Origin of the sequence: Streptococcus sp. 2022WUSS083, assembly GCF_044427155.1 — a bacterium.
GTDB lineage: Bacteria > Bacillota > Bacilli > Lactobacillales > Streptococcaceae > Streptococcus > Streptococcus hashimotonensis.
In genome coordinates, this window is the sequence record NZ_JAOTGK010000004.1 from 287,913 (window position 1) to 304,970 (window position 17,058).

Annotated in this window: 19 protein-coding genes; 2 read left to right on the forward strand and 17 right to left on the reverse strand. The window is 41.6% G+C overall.

The window, feature by feature from the left end; translation table 11 throughout:
• Positions 1-19: 19 nt before the first annotated feature.
• Positions 20-1,063 carry a zinc-binding dehydrogenase gene (locus ODU41_RS07145; RefSeq protein ID WP_029186286.1) on the forward strand — a complete coding sequence of 348 codons (1,044 nt, stop codon included), beginning with the start codon at positions 20-22 and terminating at the stop codon, positions 1,061-1,063.
• 272 nt (positions 1,064-1,335) lie between these two features.
• Here the strand turns inward: ODU41_RS07145 and ODU41_RS07150 are convergent, their stop codons facing one another.
• From ODU41_RS07150 to ybeY, 13 genes are all read right to left on the reverse strand, one after another.
• A complete protein-coding gene (locus ODU41_RS07150; protein WP_105133781.1) occupies positions 1,336-1,554 on the reverse strand; it encodes a hypothetical protein in 219 nt (72 codons plus the stop codon).
• Positions 1,555-1,851: 297 nt separating this feature from the next.
• On the reverse strand, positions 1,852-2,709 hold the full coding sequence (locus tag ODU41_RS07155) for an ABC transporter ATP-binding protein (RefSeq protein WP_398578832.1): 858 nt from the start codon (positions 2,707-2,709) through the stop codon (positions 1,852-1,854).
• Position 2,710: 1 nt separating this feature from the next.
• The gene (locus ODU41_RS07160) at positions 2,711-3,394 is read right to left on the reverse strand and encodes a hypothetical protein (protein WP_398578833.1); all 684 of its coding nucleotides are present in this window, start codon (positions 3,392-3,394) and stop codon (positions 2,711-2,713) included.
• A gap of 265 nt (positions 3,395-3,659) precedes the next feature.
• The gene (smpB, locus tag ODU41_RS07165; protein ID WP_277696668.1) at positions 3,660-4,127 is read right to left on the reverse strand and encodes an SsrA-binding protein SmpB; all 468 of its coding nucleotides are present in this window, start codon (positions 4,125-4,127) and stop codon (positions 3,660-3,662) included.
• Between the two features lie 2 nt (positions 4,128-4,129).
• Positions 4,130-6,499 carry a ribonuclease R gene (gene rnr, locus ODU41_RS07170; protein WP_398578834.1) on the reverse strand — a complete coding sequence of 790 codons (2,370 nt, stop codon included), beginning with the start codon at positions 6,497-6,499 and terminating at the stop codon, positions 4,130-4,132.
• A 50-nt stretch (positions 6,500-6,549) separates the two neighbouring features.
• Positions 6,550-6,783: a preprotein translocase subunit SecG gene (gene secG, locus ODU41_RS07175; RefSeq protein WP_002935768.1), complete on the reverse strand. Its 234-nt coding sequence runs from the start codon at positions 6,781-6,783 to the stop codon at positions 6,550-6,552.
• A 46-nt stretch (positions 6,784-6,829) separates the two neighbouring features.
• Positions 6,830-6,979 carry a 50S ribosomal protein L33 gene (gene rpmG / locus ODU41_RS07180; RefSeq protein ID WP_012775228.1) on the reverse strand — a complete coding sequence of 50 codons (150 nt, stop codon included), beginning with the start codon at positions 6,977-6,979 and terminating at the stop codon, positions 6,830-6,832.
• The gene (locus ODU41_RS07185; RefSeq protein ID WP_029172559.1) at positions 6,979-8,184 is read right to left on the reverse strand and encodes a multidrug efflux MFS transporter; all 1,206 of its coding nucleotides are present in this window, start codon (positions 8,182-8,184) and stop codon (positions 6,979-6,981) included. The genes rpmG and ODU41_RS07185 overlap by 1 nt, the downstream gene beginning before the upstream one ends.
• On the reverse strand, positions 8,171-8,773 hold the full coding sequence (gene coaE / locus ODU41_RS07190; RefSeq protein WP_398578835.1) for a dephospho-CoA kinase: 603 nt from the start codon (positions 8,771-8,773) through the stop codon (positions 8,171-8,173). The genes ODU41_RS07185 and coaE overlap by 14 nt, the downstream gene beginning before the upstream one ends.
• The gene (mutM, locus tag ODU41_RS07195; RefSeq protein ID WP_074391771.1) at positions 8,766-9,593 is read right to left on the reverse strand and encodes a DNA-formamidopyrimidine glycosylase; all 828 of its coding nucleotides are present in this window, start codon (positions 9,591-9,593) and stop codon (positions 8,766-8,768) included. Before mutM ends, coaE begins: the two co-directional genes overlap by 8 nt.
• A 395-nt stretch (positions 9,594-9,988) precedes the next feature.
• Positions 9,989-10,888, reverse strand: coding sequence for a GTPase Era (gene era, locus ODU41_RS07200; protein WP_024389976.1), 900 nt, complete (start codon positions 10,886-10,888; stop codon positions 9,989-9,991).
• Positions 10,889-11,169: 281 nt separating this feature from the next.
• Entirely contained in the window at positions 11,170-11,571 is a 402-nt protein-coding gene (locus ODU41_RS07205; protein ID WP_012027339.1) for a diacylglycerol kinase family protein, read from the reverse strand.
• A complete protein-coding gene (gene ybeY, locus ODU41_RS07210; protein ID WP_002935749.1) occupies positions 11,552-12,049 on the reverse strand; it encodes an rRNA maturation RNase YbeY in 498 nt (165 codons plus the stop codon). Before ybeY ends, ODU41_RS07205 begins: the two co-directional genes overlap by 20 nt.
• 99 nt (positions 12,050-12,148) lie before the next feature.
• Here ybeY and ODU41_RS07215 point away from each other — a divergent pair, with 99 nt between their 5' ends.
• Positions 12,149-12,961 (forward strand): MurR/RpiR family transcriptional regulator, encoded by an 813-nt coding sequence (locus ODU41_RS07215; protein ID WP_248030580.1) that lies wholly within the window; start codon positions 12,149-12,151, stop codon positions 12,959-12,961.
• Between the two features lie 103 nt (positions 12,962-13,064).
• Here the strand turns inward: ODU41_RS07215 and ODU41_RS07220 are convergent, their stop codons facing one another.
• From ODU41_RS07220 to ODU41_RS07235, 4 genes are all read right to left on the reverse strand, one after another.
• Positions 13,065-14,573 carry a PTS transporter subunit EIIC gene (locus ODU41_RS07220; protein WP_044673958.1) on the reverse strand — a complete coding sequence of 503 codons (1,509 nt, stop codon included), beginning with the start codon at positions 14,571-14,573 and terminating at the stop codon, positions 13,065-13,067.
• 27 nt (positions 14,574-14,600) lie between these two features.
• On the reverse strand, positions 14,601-15,302 hold the full coding sequence (locus ODU41_RS07225) for an N-acetylmannosamine-6-phosphate 2-epimerase (protein ID WP_024406720.1): 702 nt from the start codon (positions 15,300-15,302) through the stop codon (positions 14,601-14,603).
• Between the two features lie 293 nt (positions 15,303-15,595).
• Positions 15,596-16,153: a carboxymuconolactone decarboxylase family protein gene (locus ODU41_RS07230; RefSeq protein WP_141668704.1), complete on the reverse strand. Its 558-nt coding sequence runs from the start codon at positions 16,151-16,153 to the stop codon at positions 15,596-15,598.
• A gap of 165 nt (positions 16,154-16,318) precedes the next feature.
• Positions 16,319-17,014: an HAD family hydrolase gene (locus ODU41_RS07235; RefSeq protein WP_024389981.1), complete on the reverse strand. Its 696-nt coding sequence runs from the start codon at positions 17,012-17,014 to the stop codon at positions 16,319-16,321.
• Positions 17,015-17,058 lie beyond the last annotated feature (44 nt).

Sequence of the window (17,058 nt, forward strand, 5' to 3'; positions counted from 1 at the left end):
AAGTAAATGTGTGATGAATATGAAAGCAGCTATTTATGAAAAAGCCGGTAAGATGACCGTTGCAGAAATCGAAAAACCAAGCCTTCAAGCAAAGGATGATGTCATTATCAAGGTCGTTCGGGCCTGTGTCTGTGGGTCAGACCTTTGGGGCTACGGAGAAGACATTCACCATGACCATGGTGACACCAACTCTGGTCATGAAGCTATCGGTATCGTTGAAGAGGTAGGCGAAGACATTACAACACTTGTTCCTGGTGACTTTGTGATTGTTCCATTTACACATGGTTGCGGACACTGTGATGCCTGTCGTGCTGGCTTTGACGGTACTTGTGACAACCATCCAGGCTACACCAACTGGGGCAACAACTACCAGTCTCAATACATTCGTTTCCACTACGGCAACTGGGCCTTGGTCAAAATTCCTGGTCAGCCAAGTGACTACTCGGAAGGCATGATTAAATCCCTTTTGACACTAGCAGATGTTATGCCAACTGGCTACCACGCTGCGCGTGTTGCAGATGTCAAACCTGGTGACAAGGTTGTTGTCATCGGTGATGGTGCAGTGGGTCAATGTGCCGTTATCGCTGCAAAAATGCGCGGAGCTTCTCAGATTATCATGATGAGCCGTCACGCAGATCGTCAGCAAATGGCTTTGGAATCAGGGGCTACTGCCATCGTAGCAGAACGGGGCGAGGAAGGCATTGCTAAAGTCCGTGAAATTCTTGGCGGTGGCGCTGATGCTGCCCTCGAATGTGTCGGAACAGAAGCTTCTATTGACCAAGCCCTCGGTGTTCTTCACAATGGTGGTCGCATCGGTTTTGTCGGTGTACCTCATTACAATAACCACGCCCTTGGCTCAACCTTTGCTCAAAATATCATTATCGGTGGTGGCTCTGCTTCTGTCACAACTTATGATAAGGAAATTTTGCTCGATGCTGTTCTTAAAGGCGACATCAACCCAGGTCGAGTTTTCACCCAAACTTACAGCCTGGACAATATCGACCAAGCCTACAAGGATATGGCCAACCGCAAAACTATTAAAGCCATGGTGACGGTGGATTAATATTCTTCGAAAATCAAATAATAAACCCCAGATAGTTTCGAAATTGTCTGGGGCTTATCATTTGTATCACATTATTTCCAAGTTCTTAATTCTGTCCATCCGATCGCATTACTAATAGTATAAGTCTTTCTAGCGTTGACATACTTATTCGTACCTAGATATCTCACCTTAAGATCGTACTCATTCAAATTATAATTAGCTTTTACAATAATATGTCCATAAGTATATGGAGGTACGTTATGAGAAACCCCTAAATTAACAGAAATTCCATATTATTTTTTAAAACTTTTGCAAAATAATATAGCTCCTATTAAAAAACTTAAGGTTTCTACAGGTCTCCAGAATAATTGATATATATAAAGTGTGAGTGTATTCCAAAAATCACCACTAGTATCAATCCAAGTTGTTTTTATCATAAAATTTAAGTATCCAAAGCACATTAAAACTATGCCACTTAAAAATAATGTATCCGGACTTCTTTTATTTTTCATAAAAACCACCATCCTTATTTTTCATATAAAATAAACAGTCTAGTCATCAGCATTATAGTTTCCTATGTTATTTTACCTCCTAGCTTGATCCTATATTATTTATATATCAGCAATATTATTATAACATTTATGGATTAAAAAACAAAGTTATTATCGGTTTATTTCTAAAAATCGTTTCCAAATTTCAAATTGAAATTTTGGAATATCCTAGTTGACATATTTATCAATAAATTTATATATAAAAACCAACAAAAAAGACCAGGATTTCTCCCAGTCTTAGCGACTATTGATAGCCTTTCATTGCCCATATATAATATCTCTCAATGACCTTCTATAGAGGTAAAACTCGTCAATGTACTCTGATACTTCTTGTAATGTTTGAAAAACAGAATAAATCGTGTCGCCTTTTGAAAGTTTAATCAAAAGAGTTTCTGAATCAATTTGCTCTGGAAAATACTCTGTCAACTTCGATTGTAAAAGATCAATGTTTCTAACCCTAAGGATATACTCTATCCAAGAATCTTTCTCTGTCAAACACGTTCTAGAAGTAATGTCTATAACAGTTCCTTCTCTTGTAATCTTACCATCTTCCAATACATAAATATAATCTGAAACTCTCTCTAATTCTTCTAAATTGTGCGATGTTAATAAGATTGCCGCACCATTCTTTTTCAATGTCAGAATAATCTCTAACATCTTTTGAGCAGATGGACCATCTACTCCTGATGTTGGCTCATCAAAAATATAGTTTTGGAAATTTCCGATAGTAGCTTGTATGAAGCTAATCTTCTTTCTCATTCCAAATGAATAGCCTTGAATCTTCTTTTGTAAATCATCTTTGATTCCTAGTATTTCAGCATATTTTACAGCTTCTTCCCTAGGAACGTTTTTCAAGTCTGATATAAAGTTTAAAAATTCAAGACCTGTAACATCCTCAAACATAGCGTTTGCATCTGGCATCACTGAGACATTTCCAGACTGAACTGTTCCTCCATCTGAAAAATAATAACCCATTATGATTGCTATTAAAGTGGATTTCCCCGCTCCATTACTACCAATGATAGATGTTATTTTCCCATCTGATGCAGTCATAGTAATACTATCCAAAACCATGTTTTCCTTAAACGCTTTGGAAACATCCGTCACTTCAATCATGCTATATCTCCTTCTTCTCAAAAACTGAAACACCAATACATAAAAAAGCAACCGACAAAATCATTAAAAATAGAACTTCCCATGTTTTTTCAATATAGTGATAAGGAGTAATCCATAATAACATATCCAAAAAATTATTATTGACAATGTTAGAAAAAAGAAAAATAGCAGGGTAAATAATACTAATAATGATATTTAATAGCATAGCTGTTCGATCATTTTTACTAATCGTGGAAATAAATGTGATAATCGAAAGCATATAAAAATAAAAAATACTAATATTACAAAACTGTTGGGAAGAAAAAACGGCATCTTCTCGGAACACAAGCACAACTATCGTTGCAATCAAAATTTGTAAGAGGAAAAAGACAAACGACATTAAAAACTTTGAAAAATAAAGTACCCGTCGAGATTTATAAGGTAAAATAAATCTAAAATCCCTCGATGAAATCCCTTGAGAAATAATATTAGAAAACAGTGATGCTCCAAATAGAAAGCCAACAAAAGCAAAAACGGCATACATAACTTTCAAAATTGCGAAACCATCCGAATTATCAAAAATTTTTCCAACACTATCCCCATATCGAATAAAAAGATAAGTAATAAAAAAATAAACCGCCGAGACAATTAATGTTTTAAAGGATTTTAAGTCTCGCTTCATATAAAATAAAAATAGTGAGGTCAAATTTATTCTCCTTTCATAGAACATAGTCCATTTTACCAAAAAAACGAATTTTGTTCACACCTATTTCTACAAATACTAACACCAAACAATTAATTACGAACAATATGTATCGTTTTATAAAACAATAATTCATTTTTTACACCTATGATACTATAATAAAAACGAACACAGTAGTTCTTTTCTAAGACATGAACTATTGTATTCGTTTTTATAAATCTTATTCATTCAGTAGATTGGACAATAAATGTCCATTCTTACACCAAACTTATCTAGCATTAATCGCCTTCATGGTCCGTTTAATATCACGGTCTTGCTCACGGCGTTTAATTGACTCTCGCTTGTCGTAGTCGTGCTTCCCTTTGGCAAGCCCAATCAGGACCTTGGCAAAGCCGTCCTTGATATAGACCTTGAGGGGCACCAGGGTCATCCCCGTTCCCTTGACCTCATTGCCCAAGGACTCAATCTGCTTCTTCCGCAAGAGGAGCTTGCGGGTCCGCGTCGGCTCCTGATTCCAGATATTGCCCTCATCATAGGGAGCGATATGGACATTGACCAACCAAGCCTCGCCCTGCTTGATTTGGGCAAAGCCGTCCTTGAGGTTGATCCGCCCCGCACGAATAGACTTAATCTCCGTCCCCGTCAGAACTATCCCTGCCTCCACTGTATCGACAATGGTATAGTCGTGGCGGGCTTTTTTATTCTGTGCAATCACATTGCCCTCACCCTTGGCCATACCTATCTCCTTTTCTTCTTGTTCTTTTTAGCCACTTCTTTGTAAAATGGTTTCTTTTTCTTGTCTTTTTTGCCACTTTTTGACTTGTGGTCTTTCCCAGACTTGTGACGTCCGCTATCGCGACCAGCAGCTTCTTGTTTGTAGTGCTTGCCCCGTCCTCGCCCTGACCGATCATCACGGTCACGGTTGGAGTGACTAGCCGTTCTCCGCTTGGCTTTCAAAGCCTTTTCGACAATATCCAGCTCGGACGGCACGTGGGCAAAATCGATTTCCCCTGTCATCTTGTCCGCCCGCGTTAGCTTGATACGGATTGGCTGACCGACACGGAAGACCCGACCAGATTTCTCACCCTGCAAGGTCAGAGTCCGCTCGTGGAACTGGTAGTACTCGTTGAGGTTGGTGACATGGATCAGGCCTTCAACCGTATTTGGCAACTCGACAAAGAGACCAAACTTGACCACGCTAGACACGACTCCGTCAAACTCTTGCCCAACAAATTCTTGCATGAACTCTGCCTTCTTCATGGCTTCGACTTCCCGCTCTGCCTCAATGGCACGGCGTTCTAAACTGGACGAAGACTTGGCAAGCTCAGGAATGACCTGCTCAAAATGCTCTGCTTTTTCCGCAGGATTGTGACCATATTCCCGCACCATACGGTGCACCAGCAGGTCGGGATAGCGGCGGATAGGACTGGTGAAGTGGGTGTAAAACTCCGCACCCAGTCCGTAGTGGCCGTGGTTGTGCTCCGAGTAGCGTGCCTGCTGCATGGAACGAAGCAGCATCATGTTGAGGACATCCGCATAGGGTTCATCCTTGACCCGCTCCATGAGGTCCTGAAGGGCATCCTGGCTGATAGAGCTGGCCGTTCCATAGACCGTCAAGCCAAAGCTAGTCGCATAGTCGATGAACTTCTGCAACTTGTCCGACTTAGGCTCCTCGTGAATCCGATAGATGAAAGGCAGGTCCAACTTGGCAAAATGCTCGGCAACGCACTCGTTGGCAGCCAGCATGAAGGACTCAATCATCCGCTCGGCAATGCCCCGCTGACGCAGTTGAATATCGACTGGCAGACCATCCTTGTTGACGATGATTTTAGCTTCAGCTGTATCGAAGTTGAGAGCCCCACGCTTGTACCGCATGGTTTCCAGGGTTTCATGGAGTTTGACCATGAGGTCCACACTCGGCACGATTGCCTTGTATTTTTCCAACTTTTCCTGATTGCCTGCAATCATATCATTGACATCGGAATAGGTCATGCGGAAGGTGGTTTTGATGACCGTCTGACCAATCCAGTGCTTGACCACCTTGCCCTTGCGGTCAATTTCCATAATAGCCGACTGGGTCAGGCGATCTACATTTGGATTAAGGGAACAGATGCCATTTGACAAACGTTCTGGTAGCATTGGCACCACACGGTTGGTCACATAGACAGAGGTCCCACGCTTGACAGCTTCCTGGTCCAAGGCAGAACCTTCGGTCACATAGTAGCTGACATCAGCGATATGGACACCCAGCTCCAGATTGCCATTCTTGAGCTGCTTGATATGGACCGCATCATCCAAGTCCTTGGCATCCGCACCGTCAATGGTGAAGATGATTTCATCTCGCAGGTCCAAGCGTCCTTCAAAGTCCTGTTCTGACGGACTTTCTGCCACTCGATTGGCCTCCGCCAAGACTTCATCAGGGAATTCCGACACGATGTCCATGGATTCCAAAACTTCCAGGACATCGATCCCCACATCGTCCTTGTGGCCCACCACGTCCCGAATGGTCGCAACAAAGTGGTCCCGCTTCTTATTTGGATAGGCTTCAATGTCTACTTTGAGAATTTCCGTTCCGGTCAATACCAGAGGTGACTTCTTGATGTAAATCTTCTGAGCGATTTTCTGATTTTTAGACTTGATGTAGCCTGCATATTCTGGCTTGTCTTCGTCAAAAACAATCAAGCCCACCGCAGTTTTCAGGCTATGTTCTAAAATATCAATGACTTCCGCTTCCGCAGCCGTTCCCTTGAGCCTGTCCGCCACTTTCTTGATCGCCACTTCCACTCGGTCGCCCTCGATGGCAAAATTAACATCGTCACGACTGACAAAGAGATCATCTTCCTCCTCGTCAATGGTCACAAAACCAAAACCTGACTTGTGGGCACGGAAAATGCCCTGCAAGGTCACCTTGTTCTTGGAGATTTTTGGAGCAGGAAGAGTAATCCGCCCAGCATTGTCAAAGACAAGTTGACGGCTACCTTCCATGCTAGAAACCAGCTTGACCAAGTCTGTAAAACCTTTTGCAGAACTGGCTCCAAACTGGTCTGCCAGCTGGTCCATGGTCACAGGACCAACTTCTTTAATATAGTTAATAATTTCGTTTTTCATCTTACCTTTACTAAAAAAATAGACCAAGAACAAGTCCCAGTCTGATTTATCTACTTACTTGAAATGATAACAAGTGCCAGCGCATCCAGCATCCAAAGAAAAACAAGAATAGCTGTAATGCGTTGCATCACCGCTTCAAAACCACGGGCCTTTGTACGTTCAAATAAGGCTCCACTAGAAGAGTCAAAGACGTTGCTAGACTGGTTTTTAGCCGGTTGAATAAAAATCACTACAATCAAAATAACAGATAAAATCAACAGAATTGCTAATAATGCTTGATACATATTTTTTTCACTTTCTACAATAACTTATGACATTATACCATAAAACCTACTTAGTTTCAAGGTGGAGGGTTACTTTTCTCTCTTTTGGGCAGTATTTAAGGACTTCAATCTTATCTGGATGAGTCTTGGCGTTTTTGCTAGTCAAGTAGTTCTTACTACCACATTCTGAACATTGTAAATTGATTTTAACTCTCACTAAACATCCCTTACTTTCAAATAGTTTCTAAAATTGGTCAAAGACCAGATAAGGTTAAAGAGGACAAGTCCGCTCGACAGATAGAAAACCCAGTCATAACCCATGTGAGCAGCCACCGCAGACCCCATCATGGGACCAACAACAGAACCTAGATTATTAAAGAGTTGATTGTAGGAAAATATCCTTGAAATCCCTTCTTTTGGAGTCAACTTGGTCAAAAGAGAATTTACCGAAGGCAACAATGCTCCTGTCCCAAAACCATACATGAATCGCAACAAACCAAGCTGGAAAGGATTTTCTGCAAAAACACAGAAAACATTAATCAACAGACTGTAAGTCAAAGCAATCAATAGAAGTCGATGATTGCCAATACGATCACCAATTTTCCCTAAATAACCTGAAGTCACTAGCGATGCCATACCAGGCAAGGAAATGATAAAACCAGCAACAAATAACAGATTATCTGTCTGTCCCAAATGCCGCACGTAGAGGGTCAATATAGGAACAACAGCCTGAGCAGCTGCAATAATAATCATAGAAGTCACAAAAAGCCCAACCAGCATCTGCCGATCTTTCACCTGCTCAAATACCTCTTTAACCGCCATCTCTTCGCCTTTTTTGATTGGAACAAAATCCTCTCGAATATAGAAAACAGTCAGTAACACAACGATAGCATAAAGAAGTCCCACCAGCAAAAATACCGTATGTACGCCAAACATCTCTGCTAAGATACCACCCAGGGTCGGACCAATCAAATTACCCGCTACCGCACCTGTTGATAAGGTCCCCAGAGCATATCCCGTCTTATCCTTTGGAACCTGACTGGCAATCAAGGCAGTCGCATTGGGAATGTATCCTGTAAATACCCCATTCAGGACACGTAAGGCAAGCAACCAAAAAACATTTGGTACAAAGGCCATACCACCCATAGTAAAAATCATCGCAAAAGCAGCCCGCACCATCATGGGCTTGCGACCGTAACGGTCTGCCAAACTCCCCCAAATAGGTGCCATCAAGGCTGCCGCAAGGGCATTAACAGATACCGCAAGTCCCGCATAATATTCTACCTGTCCAGGGCCTACCCCCAACTCTTCCACAAAAACCGAGATAAAAGGCATAACCAAGGTAAAACTCGTCCCTGTTAGGAAATTTCCCAACCAAGCCACCTTCAAATTCTGCTTCCAATAACTACTACCGTCGTCCATCCTTTAATTCCTCCAAAAGTTGCGCAACCTGTGTTGAGGTCGCCTCAACCGCTCCGCTATTGTCAATCACCACCTGGGCTTGCGACCGTTTTTCCTCTAAAGAAAACTGAGCAGCCAGACGATTTTCTGCATCTTGAACAGCTAAGCCATTGCGTTTCATGAGCCGTTCCAACTGCTGCGCTCTATCGACATAAACTAGCCAGACTTCATTTACTTCCCCGCTATAATCAGCCTCGTAAAGCAAAGGAATATCCATGAAAATTACATCTTCAGTCTGCTTGAGAGCATCCCTTCTGTCTAACAGCTCCTGCCTGATAATCTTGTCCTGCAAGACAGATAAACGAGCCCGCAGATTGCTATCCGCAAAAACAGCCTGCCCCAGCTTAGCCCTATCTAGACTGCCATCAGCTGACAGGATAGCTTCCCCAAACTCGGCAAGTAAGACCTGATAGAGCTTTCCGCCTTTAGCCTGCAACTCATGCACGACCGCATCCGCATCGATGACTGGATAGCCCTGTTCTCGCAAAAAAGCTGTAACCGTTGATTTTCCAGAGGCGATACCGCCTGTTAAACCAATAACTTTAGCCATGTTTCACCTGACACTGAGGACAGAAATGCGTCCCTCGACCGCCCAGCTGGATTTTGACAATCTCCGTCTGGCAACGGGGACAAGCCTGTCCTGTCTTTCCATAAACTTGTAAATAATCCTGCATAGTCCCGTCCATTCCCAAGGCATTTTTGTAGGTCCGAATGGTTGAACCACCTTTTTCAGTTCCTAGTTGAAGAACTTCTATGGTGGCTTGACGGAGGTCTGCCACCTGCTCAGCCGATAGCTGATTACTTGCTTGAGCAGGATGAACTTGTGCCTTGAACAAGACCTCATCAACATAAATATTGCCCAAACCAGCCACCAAAGACTGGTCCAAAAGATGCGACTTAATGGGCTTTTTCGACTTGGCCAACTTAGCAGCAAAGGCTTCCAAGTCAAAATCTTCCTCCGTCGGCTCAGGACCGATTTTTCGACTGAGAAAGTAGGCATCCACATCTGCCTTGCCCAGCAGTTCCATTGTGCCAAACTTGCGGACATCCTGATAAACCAAGGTCGAGCCATCTGAAAAAGTAAAAAAGGCATGGAAATGTTTGTTGGCAGGCACCTGGTCAGGAAAGAAATTGTACTTACCTTCCATCCGCAAGTGGGAAATGAGGACATGGTCTGTCAGGTAAATCAAGAGATACTTGCCACGACGATCCACATCTAAAATCTCCTGACCAATCAAGTCCTGACAGAAGGCATCCACACCAGTCTTAATCATAGGAGCATAGGTCACCTTGACCCTTTCGATAACCTTTCCCTTGACCAACCGATTCAACCCACGACGAACCGTCTCAACCTCAGGCAATTCGGGCATACTAAGATACTAAGCCGTTAAGCGACTCAAAGAAAAATAGAAACCTGACCGACGGTGCTTCGACACCTAGGTCATGGTTATCTTTTTTCAAAGAGTCGTAGGCGTGTTCAATTACAACACCTAACCAGCTTTCCTTTCTTGTTTACTAAAAAGATTTCTCCATAACGCAGTAAAAGCCTTTCGGCTTTTCTGCTAACTATTTCTAAGTGATTGACTTAGACAACCTATCCCCAGGCTGCCTCGCTCTCTAATTTCTAGGCTCGGTTCTTCACATGGTCACTTTCGCACTCCTATGTGACCTGCTGAAACAGTCTATTCCCAGACTGTTTCACTCCCCCGAACCTACCTCGCTCTCCAATTTCTTGGCTCGGGTTAATAAGGTTCCCCAAACCTTATTAATACTCTTTCTCATTATAGCCAAAGTCGGCGAGGTCGAGTTTTTTGTCTCGCCAGTTTTTCTTGACTTTGACCCAGGTTTCGAGGAAGACTTTGTCGCCCAACATCAATTCAATATCACGACGGGCCATGGAGCCAATTTTCTTGAGCATGGCTCCTTGCTTGCCGATGATGATGCCTTTCTGGCTATCACGCTCAACCATAATCGTCGCTCGGATATGGACCTTGTCGGTAAATTCATCACGTTTCATGGACTCGATGACAACGGCCACAGAGTGCGGAATTTCCTCACGAGTCAGGTGTAGAACCTTCTCCCGAATCATCTCAGATACCAAGAAACGTTCTGGGTGGTCAGTGATTTGGTCCGCTGGGAAATACTGGAAACCTTCATCCAGATTTTCCTTGAGAATTTCCATGAGACGATTAACATTGTTCCCTTGGGTAGCAGAAATTGGCACAATTTCCTTGAAGTCCATCTGTTGACGGAAATCATCAATCTGTTCCAAAAGCTGGTCTGGATGAACCTTGTCAATCTTGTTAACCACTAAAATGACTGGAACCTTGGCCTGTTTAAGACGTTCCATAATCATGTCGTCACCCTTGCCTCGCTTTTCATCGGCTGGCACCATAAAGAGGACCGTGTCCACTTCACGAAGGGTGCTATAGGCAGATTCCACCATAAAGTCACCCAAGGCCGTCTTAGGCTTGTGGATTCCTGGTGTGTCAATGAAGACAATCTGCTCTTCTTCTGTTGTATAAATCCCCATAATCTTGTTACGGGTTGTTTGAGCCTTGTCGCTCATGATGGCAATTTTTTGCCCCATTACATAGTTGAGAAAGGTTGATTTCCCAACGTTTGGACGACCTAAAATCGCCACAAAACCTGAGTTAAATGTCATGTATTCTCCTTATATTGTCATTTAGTTTTTCTTTTATTACTTCGACGAATGAGGAAACTTTGTTTCCTTATTTCCAACTTCAAACACTCCACTGGAGTATTTGAACTCACCTTGCCTGATTGAAACAGTCTGGGGGATACGAATAGTCCGGTGGACTATTCGTACCTGAGCCTGAAAACAAAAAAGCGAAGTACATCAGCTGGTCACCTAGAAACAAGAAAGCATTGAGTTATGCCTGCGACTCGTTGCCTAGTACTAAAAGTAAACTAAAAGACTAAATTCTAAAAAATAAAGTCCCAAATTTTCGGCACAAAGATAATCAATCCTGTCAACAAGGCAAATCCTGACACAAACAAGACTGCCCCTGCTGCCATATCTTTTGCATTCTTTGCCAACATAGAAAAATGATAGTCTGACGCCAAATCCACCACATTCTCAATAGCCGAATTCACAATTTCAAAAGCGATAACCAGACTAATGCTAAGCAAGAGGAAGAGCCATTCTGTCACAGATACTTGGAAAATAAGTCCTGCAAGCACAACAAGGACAGCTGAAGCAAGGTGCTTCTTCATATTGCGTTCTTCCTTGAAAGCCGTCAGTAAACCTGTTACTGCAAATTCTAGACTTGCAATCAATTCTCGGTTTTTCCAGCGATTTTTTGAATTATTCTCTTGTAAGTCCATAAGCTGTCAAAATTTCTTCTTGTAAACCAAACATTTCTGCCTCTTCTTCTGGCGTATAATGATCATAGCCATTGATATGCAGAAAACCGTGTACAGCTAAAAAGCCCATTTCGCGCTCGTAGCTATGACCATAATCTTCAGCTTGCTCACGCGCCTTATCGATAGAAATATACAATTCACCAATATAAGCATCGAAATCTTCCATCATTTCAGCCAATTCAGGATTGTCCAGTAAGTCTTCCTCATCAAAAACAATCTCCGACTCTGGCTTATATTCTAGGCTGACAACGTCTGTAGGACGGTCAATTCCTCGGTACTCCAAGTTAACCTCATGGACACGCTTATTGTCCACAAAGGTCACAGCCATTTCCTTATTCTGCTTGCCAATTTTTTCGGCAGCAAACTGGAGCAATTCCGTAATCTGCTCCTGCATTTGAGCAGAAACCTGCCCTGTTTCATCAATCATTTCAATATACATAATCTTACATTCCTTTTACGTTTCCATTATATCATAAAACCTATCAATGAGGGGGTTTTAGTGGTATAATGTCCTCAGAAGCTATCAGAGGAATGGAAAATGTTACAAACACCGAAACACATCTCTGCCATCATTGAGTCTCATCTGGATCAGATGACTAGACTTGAAAAGCAGATTGCTAGTTATTTTACTCAGTTAGATCCATCTAGCGCCAATCTTAGCCAAGAAAACACTATACAGCAACTCCACATTTCTCCATCTGCTCTTACCCGTTTTGCCAAAAAATGTGGATTTTCCGGTTATCGAGAATTTGTCTTTGCCTTTCAGAATAACCAACAATACTTGGATAAACATTTTGAAAAATTACAGCGGAGCTTAACAAAAAAAGTCTTGGTAGACTATGAGGAAATCCTAACTGCTACCAATAAACTCGTTGATGAAGAAAAATTGGAAGAAATTGCCAAACTGATTGACAGTAGCAAGCGTGTCTATTTTTACGGAATCGGCAGTTCTGGTTTGGTTGCAATGGAAATCAAATCCCGCTTTATGCGACTGGGTGTAGTTTGCGATGCAATTACTGATAAAAACAATCTTATTTGGACAACTACTATTTTAGACCCTAGTTGCCTGGTCATCGGTCTTTCTCTGTCTGGTCAGACAGAAGAGGTCATGGAGCATCTCCACCTGGCTGCTCAAAAGGGGATTCCTACCGCCCTGTTAACAACCAATAGTTTTCTCCATCCGACTTTTGACCAAATCATTCCAGTCGCCTCTGTCCGCCACCTCAATTACGGCAATCGTATCTCACCACAAATTCCCCTGCTCATCATGCTAGATATTATCTACGCCTATTTTTTGGCTATTGACCAGGAGAAAAAAGAGAATATTTTCAAGCAGACTATTAGAGAATAATTCATCCATCTTTCTATTTCACAACACTCTTAATAAGACAAAAAGCATTCAAAAATACCCGATAGGTACAGTTTGAATGCTTTTAATTCGCTTAAATCTAACTCTATTCTTCAAGACCAAGAATTTGATTGATTTCTTGGCTATACAGAATAGCCTTACCTCCGAAAATAGCCTGTATTCCTCCTTTTACATCCAAAACAGCCGTTGCACCTATAGACTGAATAACTCCCTTATCCACAAGACCACTATTTCTGAGCGATACTCTTAATCGAGTCGCACAGGCAGTCACATTCTCAATATTATCTGGTCCACCAAGAGCATCGATGATAGCAATTGCATTATCACGAAGACTAGAACCGTTTGATAAAACTTTTTCAGAATGCGATGCTTGATCACTGCTTTCCATACCAGGAACTAGCACGTGAAATTTGGTTACTAAAAATTTGAAAACTAGATAATAAACTGCTGCCCAAAGCAAGCCAACAGGAATCACGTAAATCCAATTGGTTTTGTCATTTCCTTGGAAAACACCAAAAATCAAGTAATCAATAAGCCCACCAGAAAATGAGTTCCCAATACGAATTTGCAGGAGATCCGCAACTAAGAATGATAGTCCATCTAAAAATGCATGAACAACATATAGCCATGGAGCAACAAACAAGAAAGAAAACTCGATTGGTTCAGTAATTCCTGTCAATAGGGAAGTTAATGCACTACTTGAATAAAAACTGCCAACCTTCTTACGATTTTCCTTAGGAATTGCGTGATACATAGCCAAACAAGATGCTGGTAGACCAAAAATCATCGTTGCAAATCGACCAGCAAAAAATCGAGTTCCATAAGTAAATAAGCCTGTGTGATTCGCATCTGCTAATTGAGCAAAGAAAATATTTTGCGCACCTTGGATTGTCTCACCTGCTACCACTTCACTTCCACCTAATGAAGTATACCAAAACATTGGATAGATGGTATGGTGCAAGCCAAACGCACCTGTCAAACGTAATCCAAAACCATATAAGAAGGTTCCAAAACTTCCCATCTCTGCGATTGCCTTACCAAAATCAACTAACAAATTCTGAATCGGTGGCCAAATTATATAAAAAATGGAACCAATCGCAATTGCTGCAAATGATGAAATAATTGGAATAAAGCGAGAGCCTCCGAAGAAACCAAGAAAGGCTGGTAATTCAATTTTTCGGTATTTATTGTGTAAAGTTGCAACAGTAATACCAATCGCTAAAGCGCCCAAAACTCCAGTATCAATGCTTGCTCCCTTATCTGCAAAAAGAGTTAAAAAGCCACTAATAGTAGCCGTATAAACCAAGTATGCAACCCCAGCAGATAGGCCAGCAGTCCCCTTATCAGCATCTGCCAAACCTACAGCAACACCAATTGCAAAAATCAGCGCTAAATTCGCAAATACCGCACTACCTGCCGTACTCATGATAGTGAATACAGCTTGCAACCACGCTTGATCCAATACAGGAAATTGTGCTACAGCATTACTATTTGATAAGGCGCCTCCAATTCCCAGTAAGAGACCAGCCACAGGCAAAATTGAGATTGGCAGCATAAAGGCCTGCCCTAGCTGAGAAAACTTCTTAAAATTCATACTCCATTCCTTTCTATAACCTATTTATTATTTATGTAAAGCACTAATAAACCGCTCTGCGATTTCCTTTGGACGTGTAATTGCACCGCCTACAACAATTCCTGCCACACCTAAATCATGAATAATTTTTACTTGGTCAGGATAGTGTATTTTTCCTTCCGCTATCACATCGATACCTGCTCGGCACAAGCGGTCAACCAATTCAATATCCGGTCCCTCCTCCTGCCTACTATAGGATGTATACCCCGAAAGTGTTGTCCCAACAAAATCGATGCCTGCTTCATAAGCAGTTAATCCTTCCTCAAAGGTTGAAATATCTGCCATAAAAAGTTGTTCGGGGTATTTTTCCTTGATTTGCTTAATGAAATCAACAACATCGAGTCCGTCATAACGCTCACGCTTGGTACAATCAAGAGCAATGACCTCAATATCTAGAGCTGCTAACTCGTCTACTTCTCGCATCGTAGCCGTAATAAAGGGCTCTTGTGGAGGATAGTCTCGCTTGATAATTCCGATAATTGGCAAAGTAGTTACTTCTTTTATCTCCTTAATATCTCGTACACTATTGGCCCGAATACCGACAGCACCTGCTTCTTGGGCAGCCTTGACTAGTAAAGGCATAATACCGCCTTCTTCCCTATACAGAGGTTCGCCTGGCAAAGCCTGACAGGAAATGATAATTCCATCTTTTATCTGTTCTTTTAGAGCTTCTTTACTGATTTTGCCCATTAATTTCTCCTTTCTATTTCTGCATCCTGGATAGCGCTTACAATATTATTATATAGCACATTAACTTTTTTTCAATCCCAGTTCCTCATTTAAAATCTAATTTCTATTTTGAAAGAAAATAGTCTTCTTTTGAAACTAGTTTCAACATTTTATACCTCTTCTAAAACTAGTTTTAGAAAACAAAGGCCATCTCAAATGTATATTAGGAAAATCATACTTGGTTAATTCAAAAAAACTAGTTAGGATAACGTAAACGTCCTAACTAGTTTTCGATACATATTCTTCTGGAACTCCTATAGAGCATAGGCCTGTAATTCTGGATTGATAGGAGTATTGATGAGATTGTTGGCATAATTACAAAGAGTTGCAAGACTGACTCCTAACACCACATCCAAGGCGTTTTCAGCCGTGTAGCCCTCTTGGAAAAATTCCTCTAGCAAGGGCTGTCCAACCTTACCTTTTTCATGAATAACAGCCAGAGTAAATCGAGCGAGAACATCTAATTTTGCATCCGTTTCGATGGGAGTTCCCTGGCGTAGAGCTTGTAGAATAGCATCTGGCATCTTAACCTGCTTGATAGAAATAGCCGTATGACCTGCCACGCAAAATCCACAGCCATTGGTAAGGGCAGCTGTAATTTGTACCACTTCACGCTCGGTCGGATTCAGACTACTACGGCGATTGATACCACTGACAGTTTGGTAGGTTTCTAGGGCTGTAGGAGAATTGGCTAAAAGACCGATGAGATTAGGAATATAACCGCCATTATTTTTCTTGACAGTCGCAAGGTTTTCTCGTAATTCTGGACTAACAGTCTCTAGAGTATGGATAGGAAAGAAAGCTTGTGTCATAGGTAACTCCATTTTAAAAAATTTCATAGAGTAGGAATAAAAATCTGCTTGGATTCACACCTATACTTCTATGCTTACATTTTATACTATCATAAAGACAGGTATCCTGCTAATATATTTTACCTATCGCACCTATAAAAAATTGATAATCCCTTGCAGAAACCACTAGAAAGACTGGATAACTTCGACCAGTTCATCCCAATCTATCACCACTTTATCTGCCTGATAGGGAGCTATTGGCTCTACTCTCTTTCTATGATTAAACCAAATTGCCTTCCAATTCGCAGCTTTCGCTCCTACCACATCATTTTCAAACGAATCTCCTAGATAACAAATATCTTCGCCTGACATCCCCAAACGTTCTTCCATTAGTTGAAAAATAGCAGGATTTGGCTTTGTGATACCAACTTGTCCAGAAATAAGGACATGTTCTAGCTCAAACCAATTAACTAACCCCATCGTGCGTATCTTTCTCAACTGATGTCTATAAGGTCCATTCGTAATAATCCCCATTGCAATTCCTTGCGCCTGGCACCACGAAAATATTTCTGGAAACACTGGACTGAGCTCTATCTGCCCTTGAAAATAATCATAATCTATTTGAATAGCTAAGGCTGTTGCATCAGACACCTGATACTCAAAATCTGCCAAAGCATGTTTCATCCGATAAATATGACTGTCTTTCAGACTCATCTTTCCAGTTGCTGTCGCTTCAAATACTTCATCCGCATATCTGCGAAAGGAAAGGTAGAGTGGTTCAATTTGCTCCCTTGCTACTTCAATATGTCTTTCCAAAGCACGTTCAAACGGTTGAATCTGATCATAAAGCGTATCATCTACATCAAAAATTAAGGCTTTCATGAGTCAATTATAGCAAAAAATTCCAGCCAAAGCTTGGAATTTTT